This window comes from Campylobacter concisus (genome assembly GCF_003048445.1).
Lineage (GTDB): Bacteria > Campylobacterota > Campylobacteria > Campylobacterales > Campylobacteraceae > Campylobacter_A > Campylobacter_A concisus_BF.
Genome location: NZ_PIQW01000002.1, coordinates 1 through 13,447, shown reverse-complemented (window position 1 = coordinate 13,447; position 13,447 = coordinate 1). Strand labels below are relative to the sequence as shown.

General features: G+C 40.2%; 12 protein-coding genes. 8 read left to right on the top strand and 4 right to left on the bottom strand.

What is annotated here, in order from left to right; translation table 11 throughout:
* Positions 1-5 precede the first annotated feature (5 nt).
* A complete protein-coding gene (tgt, locus tag CVT14_RS01325) occupies positions 6-1,136 on the top strand; it encodes a tRNA guanosine(34) transglycosylase Tgt (RefSeq protein WP_107849503.1) in 1,131 nt (376 codons plus the stop codon).
* Positions 1,126-1,824, top strand: coding sequence for a CorA family divalent cation transporter (locus CVT14_RS01320; protein WP_107849502.1), 699 nt, complete (start codon positions 1,126-1,128; stop codon positions 1,822-1,824). Before tgt ends, CVT14_RS01320 begins: the two co-directional genes overlap by 11 nt.
* 49 nt (positions 1,825-1,873) lie before the next feature.
* Here the strand turns inward: CVT14_RS01320 and CVT14_RS01315 are convergent, their stop codons facing one another.
* Positions 1,874-4,447, bottom strand: a complete 2,574-nt coding sequence (locus CVT14_RS01315; RefSeq protein WP_012001683.1) for an ATP-dependent Clp protease ATP-binding subunit — start codon at positions 4,445-4,447, stop codon at positions 1,874-1,876.
* A gap of 252 nt (positions 4,448-4,699) precedes the next feature.
* Between CVT14_RS01315 and CVT14_RS01310 the strand changes: the two genes are divergently transcribed.
* The 6 genes from CVT14_RS01310 to CVT14_RS01285 are packed head-to-tail and all read left to right on the top strand — an operon-like array spanning position 4,700 to position 9,564.
* Entirely contained in the window at positions 4,700-5,974 is a 1,275-nt protein-coding gene (locus CVT14_RS01310; RefSeq protein ID WP_234403105.1) for a S41 family peptidase, read from the top strand.
* Positions 5,975-5,990: 16 nt separating this feature from the next.
* Positions 5,991-6,701 (top strand): phosphoribosylaminoimidazolesuccinocarboxamide synthase, encoded by a 711-nt coding sequence (gene purC / locus CVT14_RS01305; RefSeq protein ID WP_009293856.1) that lies wholly within the window; start codon positions 5,991-5,993, stop codon positions 6,699-6,701.
* Positions 6,702-6,709: 8 nt separating this feature from the next.
* The gene (gene purS / locus CVT14_RS01300; protein WP_002941745.1) at positions 6,710-6,946 is read left to right on the top strand and encodes a phosphoribosylformylglycinamidine synthase subunit PurS; all 237 of its coding nucleotides are present in this window, start codon (positions 6,710-6,712) and stop codon (positions 6,944-6,946) included.
* Positions 6,943-7,608, top strand: a complete 666-nt coding sequence (gene purQ / locus CVT14_RS01295) for a phosphoribosylformylglycinamidine synthase I (protein WP_107849500.1) — start codon at positions 6,943-6,945, stop codon at positions 7,606-7,608. Before purS ends, purQ begins: the two co-directional genes overlap by 4 nt.
* On the top strand, positions 7,602-8,909 hold the full coding sequence (locus tag CVT14_RS01290; protein WP_103586363.1) for an SH3 domain-containing protein: 1,308 nt from the start codon (positions 7,602-7,604) through the stop codon (positions 8,907-8,909). The genes purQ and CVT14_RS01290 overlap by 7 nt, the downstream gene beginning before the upstream one ends.
* Entirely contained in the window at positions 8,896-9,564 is a 669-nt protein-coding gene (locus CVT14_RS01285) for a lysophospholipid acyltransferase family protein (RefSeq protein WP_009293860.1), read from the top strand. Before CVT14_RS01290 ends, CVT14_RS01285 begins: the two co-directional genes overlap by 14 nt.
* 488 nt (positions 9,565-10,052) lie before the next feature.
* On the opposite strand, the gene lpxD is transcribed toward CVT14_RS01285, so the two are convergent.
* Genes lpxD through CVT14_RS01270 form a run of 3 tightly spaced genes read right to left on the bottom strand, consistent with a single transcriptional unit; the run spans position 10,053 to position 13,164 of the window.
* Complete coding sequence (lpxD, locus tag CVT14_RS01280) at positions 10,053-11,006, bottom strand: UDP-3-O-(3-hydroxymyristoyl)glucosamine N-acyltransferase (RefSeq protein ID WP_107849499.1); 954 nt, start codon at positions 11,004-11,006, stop codon at positions 10,053-10,055.
* A complete protein-coding gene (gene ilvN, locus CVT14_RS01275; protein WP_223227413.1) occupies positions 11,006-11,467 on the bottom strand; it encodes an acetolactate synthase small subunit in 462 nt (153 codons plus the stop codon). Before ilvN ends, lpxD begins: the two co-directional genes overlap by 1 nt.
* A gap of 2 nt (positions 11,468-11,469) precedes the next feature.
* Entirely contained in the window at positions 11,470-13,164 is a 1,695-nt protein-coding gene (locus CVT14_RS01270; protein WP_234403104.1) for an acetolactate synthase large subunit, read from the bottom strand.
* Between the last annotated feature and the right edge of the window lie 283 nt (positions 13,165-13,447).

Here is a 13,447-nt window from a genome sequence, read left to right as displayed (position 1 = left end):
CTTAGATGAAATTTGAAGTTATAAAAAAAGATGGCAACGCAAGGCGCGGCATTCTCACGACTGCTCACAGCGTGATACAAACGCCAGTTTTCATGCCAGTTGGCACGGTTGGCGCAGTTAAAAGCCTAGACGCCTTTGATATGAGTGAAATTTTAGACGCAAAGATAATCCTAGCAAACACCTATCATATGTATCTTCGCCCTGGTAGCAGAGTCGTGCGTGAGTTTGGCGGACTTCATGGCTTTTCTAAATTTGAGCGCTCATTTTTAACTGATAGCGGCGGATTTCAGGCATTTTCGCTTAGGTCAAACACCAAAAACGACGATGGTGGGATAAAATTTAAAAGCCACATCGACGGCAGCACGCACTACTTCACGCCAAGGTCCGTCCTTGACACGCAGTATGAGCTAGGCAGCGACATCATGATGATACTTGATGATTTGGTTGCATTGCCAGCTGAGCCAAAAAGGATAGATCTAAGCATAAAACGAACGATAAAATGGGCAAAAGAGGCGATTGATTACCACAAATTTATGCAAAGCAAGGGTGTTGGCTTGCAGCAAAATATCTTTGGTATCGTTCAAGGTGGCACCGACTATGAGGCACGTAAATTTTGTGCGCAGGCACTAAACGAGATGCCATTTGACGGCCTTGCAATAGGAGGTCTTAGCGTTGGCGAGAGCAATGAGGCGATGTATGAGACGGTTGAGGCGGTTATGCCATTTATGGATGAGCTTAGACCTCGCTATCTAATGGGCGTTGGCACACCTGAAGACCTAGTTGAAAACGTGGAGCGAGGCGTTGATATGTTTGACTGCGTCATGCCAACAAGAAACGCAAGAAATGGCACGCTATTTACTAGCTTTGGCAAGATAAATATAAAATCAGCCAAATTTATAAACGACCACGCGCCGATAGACCCAGCTTGCCAGTGCTACACCTGCAAGCGCTACTCAAGAGGCTATCTAAACCACCTTTTTAAGGCTAGAGAGCTCACATTTTTTAGGCTAGCAAGCCTTCACAACCTGCACTACTATCTAAATTTGATGAAAGAGATGAGAGAGGCGATAGAGGTCGGCGAATTTGCTAAATTTAAGCGAAATTTCTATGCAAAAAGGAGCGCAGATGAGCTATAAAAACGTAGTTTGTGGATATTTTTATGGAGATGCATTTGACTACATCACGCTCATTTCGCCGTCACAAAAGCAAGTTTTTAAATTTTTATTTAAAGATGGCAAAATTTACAAAGAAGATCTTGAGCATGAATGCGATAAAAGCACGTTTGAAGCAGCTATTAAGGGAATTTGTAACGAATATGCAAATAAAATTTTAGAGCATCAAGACGAGCTAAATGAGTATGAGAAAATTTATGCTAGCCAAAAAAATTTTGAGAAATTTATAAAAAGACACCACTTTTTAAAGTATGAGATCAGAAAATTTCAAAATAGCATTTCGCACTTTTACGAAGCTCTTGCAATATGTCAAAGTGAGCAAGAAGAGCTGAAAAAAGAGCTTAAAAACAGCATCCACGAAGCTAGTGTCTTTAAAACCATAGCTAACGAATATGCCTGCAGGGTAGAAGACATCTATACATTTATACAAAGTGCCAAAAACGACAAGATAAACAAAAACATCTACCTCTTAACGCTCATTTCGGCTCTATTTTTGCCACTAAATTTCATCACTGGCTTTTTTGGTATGAATACAAATGGTATGTTTTTAAGCTCATTTAAAGATGGCACGTTGATAGTCTTTGCCTTTGTAGCGATGCTTTGCGTGCTATTTTTTATATTTTATTACAGGTCAAATAAGGATATTAGTTAAATTTATTTATGCTTGGCAAGTTGATCCAACCTGCCAAGTAAATTTTAAGTTATTTTTTCTTAATGATGATCTTCTCGCCATCGCTATCAATGGTGATCTCATCGCCACTTTCAAGCTCATCTTTTAAGATCATATCAGCGATCTTGTCCTCAACTAGCTCATAAAGCGCTCTTCTAAGAGGTCTTGCGCCATAAACTATGTCAAAGCCAGCTTTTGCGATAAATTTCTTAGCCTCTTCGCTTAAAACCGCCTTGATACCACGGTTGTGAAGAGTTTTTTCAAGCTCCTTAAACATGATCTCAACGATAGATATCAAGCCTTGCTCGTTTAGAGGATTAAAGATGATAGTATCATCTAGCCTATTTAAAAACTCAGGCTTAAAGTAGTTTTTAAGCTCGTTTTTAACAGCCACGTCACGGTCTTCACCCTTTAGCTCCATAATGAAATTTGAAGCGATGTTTGAAGTTAAAATGATGATCGTGTTTTTAAAATCAACCGTTACACCCTTATTATCAGTCGCGCGTCCATCATCAAGTATGCCAAGAAGTATGTTAAATACGTCTTTGTGAGCCTTTTCAACCTCGTCAAAAAGTATGACTGAGTATGGTCTTCTGCGAACTGCCTCTGTTAGCTGACCGCCCTCATCGTAGCCTACATATCCTGGAGGCGCACCAAGAAGCCTGCTCACGCTATGTTTTTCCATATATTCGCTCATGTCAAAGCGGATAAGTGCCTTCTCATCGTCAAATAAGAATTTAGCCAAAGCCTTAGCAGACTGAGTTTTTCCAACGCCTGTTGGTCCAAGAAATAAAAACGAACCAATCGGCCTTTGACCCTCATTTAGCCCTGCTTTGTTTCTCTTAACAGCACGTGCAAGTGCGTGTAATGCGTCATCTTGACCGACAACACTCTCTCTTAGATGCTCTTCGATACGCAGATATTTCTCTTTTTCGCTTGTTAGCATCTTTTTAACTGAAATTCCAGTCCATTTGCTCAAAATTTCAGCCACAAGCTCTTCATCGACTTGATTTTTAAGAAGCACGCCCTCTTTTTTCATGTGCTCCCATTTTTCTTCAAGCTCATGTTTGTGCTTTTTGGCGTCTGCTATCTTGCCGTATTCTATCTCGGCAGCCTTTTGAAGATCGCCATTTCTTTTTGCTATCTCAGCTTGTGATTTTAAGCTATCGATCTCTTTTGTTGCTTTTGAAATTCCGCCAAAAACGGCCTTTTCATTTTCAAATTTAGTATCAAGCGCTAGCTTTTTCTCATTTAGATCAGCTATCTCTTTTTCGATCTCGCCAAGTCTCTCTTTATTTTTATCCGCATCCTCCATCTTTAGTGCTTCTTTTTCTACTTGAAGCGTTACGATCTCGCGTTTTATCTTTGAAAGCTCGTATGGCTCGCTCTCTATTTGCATCTTAAGCTCAGCTGCTGCCTCATCTATAAGATCTATCGCCTTATCTGGCAAGAAGCGGTTTGCGATATATCGGTCGCTTAGCCTTGCAGCGGCAACTAGCGCGCTATCTGTTATCGTGATGCCGTGATGAACTTCAAGGCGCTCTTTTATACCACGTAAAATTTGCAATGCCTCATTTACACTTGGCTCTTTAACGTCTATAGGCTGAAAACGTCTTTGAAGCGCTGCATCTTTTTCAAAGTATTTTCTATACTCTTTTAATGTTGTCGCACCAACAGCGTGAAGCTCTCCACGTGCAAGAGCTGGTTTTAGGATATTTGCAGCGTCCATTCCGCCCTCGCTCGCACCAGCTCCAACTATGGTGTGAATTTCATCTATAAAAAGTATGATATTGCCAGCTTTTTTGACCTCGTCGATGACAGCTTTTAGCCTATCTTCAAACTCGCCTCTATACTTTGCTCCAGCTACAACTGCGCTCATATCAAGTGCGATGACACGCTTGTTTGCAAGGCTTGTTGGCACATCGCGAGCCACTATCTTTTGAGCTAGCCCCTCAACGATAGCTGTTTTACCAACGCCTGGCTCACCAAGCAAGATAGGGTTATTTTTGCTCTTTCTTATTAAAATTTGCATCATTCTAGTGATCTCTTCATCACGTCCGATGACTGGATCAAGCTCTTTATTTAGGGCTTTTTGTGTTAGATCGATACCAAATTTCTCTAAGCTATCAAGAGTATCATCGCCAGTTTGGCTATCTATCTTTTTACCACCTCTTATGCTCTCAAGATTCTTTTTGATCTCTAAGATGTCGCAAAATTTGCTTAAAATTTGTTTGATCTCACTAAGCTCAAGAGCCGAGATGATCCAAGTATCAACAGCTATGTAGCTATCGCCCATGCTTACCATTAAAGCTTTTGCATTTTCAAGCGAATTTATAAGCTCTCTTGAAACTGAAACGTTATCTTTTGTGACGTTTGAGCTGCTTGGGAGTGACGAGATCTTGCTTTTTATCTCAAGCTCGACTGCGTCTTTGCTTATGTTCATCTTATTAAATACTTGATTTAAAATAGAATTGCTATCAGCGAGTAAAGCCCAAAAGACGTGAAGTGGCACAACTTGTGGATTTTTAGAAAAGATCGCTAAGCTAACGCCTTTTTCAAGTGTCTCTTGCATCTGCGCTGTTAAATTTTCTGTTATGTCAGCCATTAAAGCTCCTTAAGTTATTTTATAATGGCGGCATTATATAACTTTAGTCTTATATTGTCAAGTATTTTTATAGCCTTTGTCACTCTTTTTATATAATTGCTAAAATTTGCTGTTATAAATTTGTGTTAAAAATAGACAAAAGTTAAAAATATAAGGTTAAATTTATGCTTTTTTTAGCCAAATGTTAATAAAATTAAGCCAAAAAATATAGGAGATATTTTGAATAAATTTACTAGATCTTTTGCGCTAAAAATAACAGGCGCCCTGCTCATCTCAAGCGTAGCAGTAAATGCACTTTTTGCTAAAACTGAAGATGAGGCGAGTGCAAAACTTGAAGCACTTTCAAAACTTACAAAAACCATCTCAACTGTTGAAAAATACTACGTTGATGATATTAAATTTAAAGAGATAATTGACAAAGCCATCGCTGGTTTGATGCAAAATTTAGATGCTCACTCGAGCTTTTTAAATGAAAAAGCATATAAAGATATGCAGGTCCAAACAAGCGGAGAATTTGGCGGACTTGGCATAACAGTTGGCATGAAAGATAGCGCACTAACCGTTATCTCGCCTATCGAGGACACTCCAGCTGATAAAGCAGGCATAAAAGCAGGCGATATCATTTTAAGGATCGATGGCAACTCAACTATCGGCACAACGATAGATGAAGCCGTAAATAAGATGCGCGGCAAGCCAAAAACTCCGATAACAATTACGATTTTGCGAAAAGGCGAGCAAAAGCCATTTGACGTAAAGATCATAAGAGATCTTATAAAGGTTGAGTCTGTCTATGCAAAAATGATAGAAAATGAAAACATCCTTTATATACGCGTCACAAATTTTGACAAAAACGTCGTTACAAAGGTAAAAGATGCTATCAAAGAGCATCCAAAAGCAAATGGCATCATACTTGATCTTAGAAACAACCCTGGCGGTCTTTTAAATCAAGCTGTTGATCTAGTGGATCTTTTCGTGGATAACGGCGTCATCGTCTCTCAAAAAGGTCGTGATACATCTGAAAATGTAGAGTATAAAGCAAGCGCTAGCAAAACCTTATCAAAACTCCCACTTGTAGTGCTGGTAAATGGCGGAAGTGCAAGTGCTAGCGAGATCGTAAGTGGTTCACTGCAAGATCATAAGCGTGCTGTGATAATTGGTGAAAACACCTTTGGTAAAGGCAGCGTTCAGGTGATCCTACCAATAGACGATACAGAAGCGCTAAGACTAACCATCGCAAGATACTACTTACCAAGTGGCAGAACTATCCAAGCTGTTGGCGTAACACCAGATGTAGTCGTGCATCCTGGCAAAGTGCCGCAAAGTGACGATAGCGCATTTAGCATCAAAGAGAGCGAACTAAAAGCACACCTAAAGAGCGAGCTAAACAAGATAAATCCTACAAGCGAAGGCAATAAAACTGAAGCAAAAGATGATAAAAATATAATCACACAGAAAAAAGTCGATGAGGATATTCAGTTAAAAACAGCGATTGATACGATCAAAATTTTAAAGATAAAACAACAATAATCTAAAGGAGAACAACATGCAAAAAAGAGAGCTTATCTACGAGGGAAAAGGCAAGAAAATGTACGCCACAGACGATCCAAATCTACTTGTGGCTGAATTTAAAGACGATTTAACAGCGTTTGATGCTCAAAAAAGAGGCAACGAAGCTGGCAAAGGCGCACTAAATAACAAAATCTCTACTCAGCTTTTTAAACTGCTAGAGAGCAAAGGTATCGTGACTGACCTAGTTGAAACCATCAGCGACACCGAGCAAGTAGTTAAAAAATGCGAGATCATACCTCTTGAAGTTGTTGTGAGAAATATCGCGACTGGCTCACTTAGCAAAAGGCTTGGCATAAAAGAAGGCACAGTTCTACCTTTTACACTTGTTGAGTTCTACTACAAAAATGACGATTTGCACGATCCACTAGTTACTGATGAGCACTGCATCATCATGGGTCTAGTAAAGAGCGAAAAAGATCTTCAAACACTAAGACACACAGCAAGAGAGATCAACTCTATATTATTTAAATTCTTTGCAGAGAGAAATTTAAAACTAGTTGATTTCAAAGTCGAATTTGGTATCGACAAAGATGGCAACATCATCTTAGCAGACGAGATAAGCCCTGATAGCTGCAGATTTTGGGATGCAACAACAAACGAAAAACTTGACAAAGATAGATTTAGACAAGACCTTGGTAGCGTAAAAGTAGCTTACGAAGAAGTTTTAAGAAGAATTCTTTCTTAAGGACAAAGATGAAAGCTGTCGTAAATATAGCATTAAGAAGCGGGGTCCTTGACCCTGCTGGTAAGGCAGTGGAGCATGCGCTAAATTCACTTGGATTTAGCGGTGTTTCAAATGTCAGGATAGGCAAACAAATCGTTTTAGATATCGACGAGAGCGATAAAAGCAAAGCAAAAGAGCAGCTAAAAGTGATGTGTGAAGAGCTTCTGGCAAACACCGTCATCGAAGACTACGAGATCGTGCTATGAAAGTAGCGATCATACTTTTTCCTGGCACAAACTGCGAAGAAGACACAGCTCACGCTTTTAAGCTACTTGGCTGCCAAACGCAGATCATCTGGCACAAAGAGGATAAGATCGATGCTGATCTAGTCGTTTTGCCTGGTGGTTTTAGCTATGGCGACTATCTAAGAACAGCTGCGATAGCTAAATTTAGCCCTGCTATGCAGGCTGTAAAAGAGCATGCGAAAAAAGGTGGCTACATATTGGGAATTTGCAATGGCTTTCAGATGCTTCTAGAGCTTGGACTTTTAAAAGGTGCGATGAGAAGAAATGAAAATTTAAATTTCGTCTCAAAATACCACCACCTAAAAGTGATCTCAAATAACAATAAATTCCTAGCAAATTTAGCTAAAAACGAAGTGGTAAATATCCCTATCGCTCACGGCGAGGGCAACTACTACACTGATGAAGATACGCTAAAAAGCCTATATGATAACGAACAAGTCCTGCTAAAATACTGTGGTATCAACGGCAATGAGATAAATCCAAATGGCTCAGTTGATAGCATAGCTGGGATTTGCGATGAGAGTAAGAGGATATTTGGTCTTATGCCTCACCCAGAGCGCGCTTGTGAGAAAATTTTAGGCACAGATGATGGCATGAAGATGTTAAAAGGGCTAGTTTGGTAAAACGAACACTTTTTATCGCCCTACTCGCGCTAAATTTATTTGCCGCAAACACTGATGAAGTCAGTGTTTTTGACATGATGGATGAGGCAAGAGAGGATAAATTTGTAAATAGCCCAAGTTCAAAGCCGCAAACAAAGACTCCAAGCGAAGAAGAAATATCAAGAAAGCTCGTCTCTCCACGCTCTATCGCCCCACAGCCAGAGCGTATCACTCCAGAGCAGATGCGAAATATCGTACCGACAAACGAACCAGACATCAGCGTCCCTGACAATCAAGTCTACGACAAGATCAAAATAAAAGACCTTCTTTTAAAAGCGACAAATATCCCTAAAAATGTCGTAGTAGGAGAAATTTTTAGCGTTGAGATCGTAGCCGATACGCAAAGCGACCTTGAGTTTGAGTTTGAGACACAGCTTGATGAGACAAATATCAAATGGCTAAATAAGAAGAATTTTCAATGGGTAAAAGGCGAAGAAAACAAATACATCGGCACTTTCTACCTTGAAGCAACAAGCATTGATGCAAAGACTTTACGAGTTAGCTTGGATCTAAAAAGAAATGGCGAGAACTATCAAAATTCAAACATAAATATCTTTTTACCAAAGCTAAAAGAGCTTAGAAGTGACGAGAACTACAATCACATCGTCGCTGACAACCTTGAGGTAAAGAAATTTAAAACGACTAAATTTGATGATATAAACAACATCATGGTCGTTGAGATTTACGGCAACAATGTCGATCTAAGCGCCTTTAATATCGAAAACAAAACGATCCTAAAGCAAGGCGTAGATACGATAAACGGCGACTTTAACTCACAAAGTGCATATTATTTTGCAGTGTTTAAGCCAAACAAAAAGACGCTTGACTTTAACTACTACAACCTAAAAAAAGCTAAATTTGAGAGCTTTTCACTGCCTGTGAGCGTCGAAGAGGACGAGGTTAGCACGCAAATCGGTCTAAACCCAAAACAAAGCGAATTTAGCACTTACAAAGATATCACGATCTACTCTTTAGTCGCTATCTTTATCTTGCTAGCGATCTGGCGAAGAAAGCTAAGCTACTTCTTTGTGGCAGCTGTCTTTATCGCACTTGGAATTTACACTTACAATCCTTTTGGCAAAGCAGTGCTTAAGCCAGATGTGAGCGTCACTATCTTGCCAACTAAAAATTCAACCGTTTTTTATACATCTCGTAAAAACGAAAATGTTGAAATTTTAGACACAAAAGATGACTACTCAAAAATTTTATTCGCAGATGGCAAAATCGGCTGGGTAAGAAAGGGTGATCTTGTCAAAAATTAGAGCTTTTTTCTTTTCTATTGAATTTGTGATAAGTGTCGTTATTGTCGTATTTTTTATGTGGCTCTTTAACTCTAAAAATAGAGCCATAAGAAAATTTTGGGGTAGATCGCAGAGATTTTTTGGCGGATATAAGCTAGAAGTTATCGGTAAATTTAGCGACGAAGCAAATATCTTGCTGATAAATCACCAAAGTATGCTTGATATCATCGTGCTTGAAGAGATCCATCCTAAAAATATCTGCTGGATCGCAAAGGCGCAAATAGGCAAGATCCCGATCATCGGTAAAATTTTGAGCCTCCCAAAGATGATAGCGGTCGAGCGAGAAAACAAGCACTCGCTAATAAAGCTTTTAAGCGAAGCAAAAGACAGGGTAGAGAATGGACGTGTTTTAGCGATATTTCCAGAAGGCACAAGGTCTCAAACTAAAGAGCTCTTGCCATTTAAAGGTGGCGCAAAACTGCTAGTTGAAAAGCTAAATTTAAAGGTTCAGCCTATCGTAATCGTCGGAAGCGATGCGATGAAGGTGAAAGAATTTAGCTTTAAAAAAGCTGACATCAAGCTCTTTTGTCTTGATCTAGTCGATACCTCAAAACAAAACTGGCTAGAGGCGACTAGAGAGAGCATGCAAAAAGTCCTAGACGAAAACAGAAAATAAATTTAGCTTTGTAAATTTATTTTATAAAATTCACATTTTAAGTAGCCACCATAAAGAGTTAAAATTAATAAGTGATAAAACAAGTGTTAGTGTGATACTACCTTATAAATTTAGGCAGATCACCTTAGTAAAAAGAATTTTATCCACCAGCGTTTTGCTAATGTCTTTTAGAAGTTCTTATATATCAAAGTATGTGCCAAAATTTGCTTTTTACCGCCACGAGCAAACAACCTGTAGTAGATGGACTGCTCTCTACATCATTAAGCACAAAAATGACTACATCTCATAACACTTTGCTCATATAAGTTCAGCTATTTTATTATGAGCATTAAATTTTATTTAAGTCTAATGCCTAAATTAGATCTCTTACTGGCTATTTTTATTAGCCATAAGTGTTAGTTTGGGATTGCGGTGAAATAAAACAATAGAAAAATTTAAATTTAAATTATAGAAGTACGACAACTATTTGGCGGAGAGCTCCGCCAAATTTAGTTTTTCTTAAAAAATCTCAATATCTTTGCTTGTAGTTTAAACTGCTCTGAAAGCTCCATTATCGGATAAGCTCCAGCGTATTTTTTGCCGCCAGGTAGGTCTTTGCTAACGCCGCCGCGTGCCGCGATCTGAGCAAAGTCTCCAACGCTTACGTGACCAGCTGAGCCGCTTTGTCCGCCCATGACGACGTTTCTGCCTAGCACTGTTGAGCCAGCAAGTCCAGTTTGTGAGACGATGAGGCAGCCATTTCCAAGCTCGCAGTTGTGGCCTATTTGAACGAGATTGTCTATCTTTGTATAGTTTGCGATCATCGTACTTTCAAAAACGCCACGATCTATCGTAGTGCAAGCGCCGATCTCGACAAAATCGCCCAAAACAACGTTGCCGTTGTGATAAATTTTCACATGCTCGCCAGTTTTTGTATGCGCATAGCCAAAACCGTCGCTGCCTATAACGCAGTTTGCTAGCAAGTGGCACTCATTGCCTATGACGCAGTCATTATAGATGACGACGTTTGGGTGGATGATGCAGTTTTTACCGATAGTTACGTTATCGCCCAAAAACGCCCCAGCCATCACTATCGTATTTTCGCCCATACTCACGTTTGAGCCTATATAGACATTTGGCATTATAGTTGCACTCTGGGCGATATTTGATGGTTTTGGCTCGCAAAAAAGCGGCTTAGCGTAAATTTTACTAAGGATGGCAAATGCAAGGTGCGGGTTGTCGCACACAAGCGCTACCATGCCAGCTGGCACCAAGTCCAAAAGCGATTTTGTCACCAAGATAGCTCCAGCGTTTGAAGTGCTTATAAATTTAGCATTTTTCTCGCCATCGCAGTATGTTAGTTCAGCTTTATTTGCATTTTTTAAAGAATTTAGAGCAAAAATTTCAAGATCTTCTCCGCTAAAAGTAGCATTTACTTTTAAGGCTATTTCGCTTAGTTTCATCATATATCCATTATCACAGATCCGCCGCGCACGACATCAACTGGGTTAAATTTCTTTATCGATTTTAAAAAGCTCTCTACCCTGCTCGCATCATCAGCCACCATGACGACGATGTAGTTTTCATTTGTGTTTGTGACGATGCCATTATATGTCTTTAGTATCGCCTCAAGGCCTGCAAAATTTTCACCAAGCGGAATTTTCACAAGTGCCATCTCTTTTTCGACAAATTCGCCACTTTCTATGACTTTATATGTTGGTATGAGCTTGTGAAGCTGTTTTACGATCTGCTCCAAAACCCTCTCATCGCCGCTTGTGACGATGCTTAGTCTTGAGAAGTTGCTCTCAGGTATCGGAGCGACTGTGAGCGTGTCGATGTTGTAGCCCCTGCCTGCAAAAAGTCCAGAAATTCTAGCCAAAACGCCATGCTCATTTAAAACTATAACCGAAATCGTTCTTCTTATACTCATTTTTCTTCCTTGCTCTTTAATATCATATTATAAATCGCAGCCCCAGCTGGAACCATAGGAAGCACGTCCTCAAAGCGGTCGATCCTAACGTCGATAAGAGCTGATTTTTTACTCTTGATCGCCTCTTTTAACGCCTTTTTAAACTCATCTTTACTCTTGCAAACAAAACCAACGCCGCCAAATCCCTCAGCGATCTTCGTAAAATCAGGCTGCAAGCTAAGATCAGTCGATGAGTAGCGCTTCTCATAGAAAAATGTCTGCCACTGGCGCACCATGCCTAGGAAGTTGTTGTTTAGGATGATGTTTATGACAGGGACATTTGCCTCGCAGGCGGTCATGAGCTCTTGAATATTCATAAGTATCGAGCCATCGCCTGTGAAATTTACAACCAAATGTTCAGGCTTCGCGCACTTTGCGCCAATCGCTGCAGGCAGACCGTATCCCATCGTGCCAAGACCACCACTTGTGACAAGCTGCCTTGCGCGGTTAAATGGATAAAACTGCGCCACCCACATCTGGTGCTGACCGACGTCAGTTGCGATGATAGCCTCAGGGCCAACTATCTTTGCGGTCTCTTCAACCACCCATTGAGGCTTTAAGACCTTGTCGCTATCTGTGTAGCCAAGAGGATTTAACTTTTGATATCTATCTAAAATTTCTCTCCAAGGCGCATAGTTTTTAGGCTCACCTTTCACCTCTTCATAAAGCTCGCTTAACACGTTTGTAAGGTCGCCAACTATCGGATAGTGAGCGTTTATGATCTTTGAGATAGAGCTTGGATCGATGTCGATATGAATGATCTTTGCATGTTTGGCAAACTCGTCAGTTTTACCTGTGACCCTATCGCAAAATCTAGCTCCAAGCGAGATAAGAAGGTCACACTCGCTAAGCGCCATATTTGAAGCGTAGCTGCCGTGCATGCCTGCCATGCCTAAATTTAGCTCATCTTTTGCGTCAAGCACGCCAAGAGCCATAAGTGTCTCAACCGCTGGGATGCCAGTTTTTTTCATAAATTTACGTATGATCTCGCTTGCTCCAGATGCGACTGCGCCGCCACCTATGTAAAGAAGTGGTCTTTTTGCTTCATTTATCGCAGCTGCGGCTTTTTTTATCTGCTTAGAGTTGCCTTTATATGTCGGTTTGTAGCTTGGGATAGAAATTTCTTTTGGATAGACAAAGTCACCAAGCCTTGAAGTGACGTTTTTTGGGATATCGATATGAACTGGTCCTGGGCGGCCTGATCTTGCGATGTAAAACGCCTCTTTTATGATGCGAGGTAGCTCCTCGACGCTATTAACCAAGAAGTTATGCTTGACACAGGGGCGTGAAATGCCGACTGCATCGATCTCTTGAAAGGCATCTGTGCCGATCATAAAGGTTGGTACTTGACCGCTTATAAGCACAACTGGGATGCTGTCGCTGTAAGCCGTAGCAAGGCCTGTCACTGCATTTGTAAAGCCAGGACCACTTGTCACAAAAGCCACGCCCACTTTTCCGCTAACCCTAGCGTATCCGTCTGCTGCGTGAACGGCTGCTTGCTCGTGGCGAACCAAGACGTGTTTAAAATAAGTTTGTTTATATGTCTCGTCGTAGATATTTAAAGCTGCACCGCCAGGATAGCCAAAAACTATCTCAACACCCTCTTCGTGCAAGGCTTCGCTTATCATCTGCGAACCAGAAATTTGTTTTATCATCACTTTAGCCTTTTGATAAATTTAACGCAAATTATATCCCAAAGCATTTTAAATCCATTTTAACTTTTTAGCGAAATTTGGGCGTTATCTTAAATTCTTTGAAAAAATTTTGAGTTAAAAAAGTAAAAAATACAAAATATTTTACATATATTTATACATATTATTTTTAGTATTTTGATAAATTTGGCAAATTTAGAGCAAAATTTAAAAAAGCGGAGGGGCGATAACCAAGCCAACCAAGCCAACCAAGCCAACCAAGCCAACTCTCGCAACCACCACT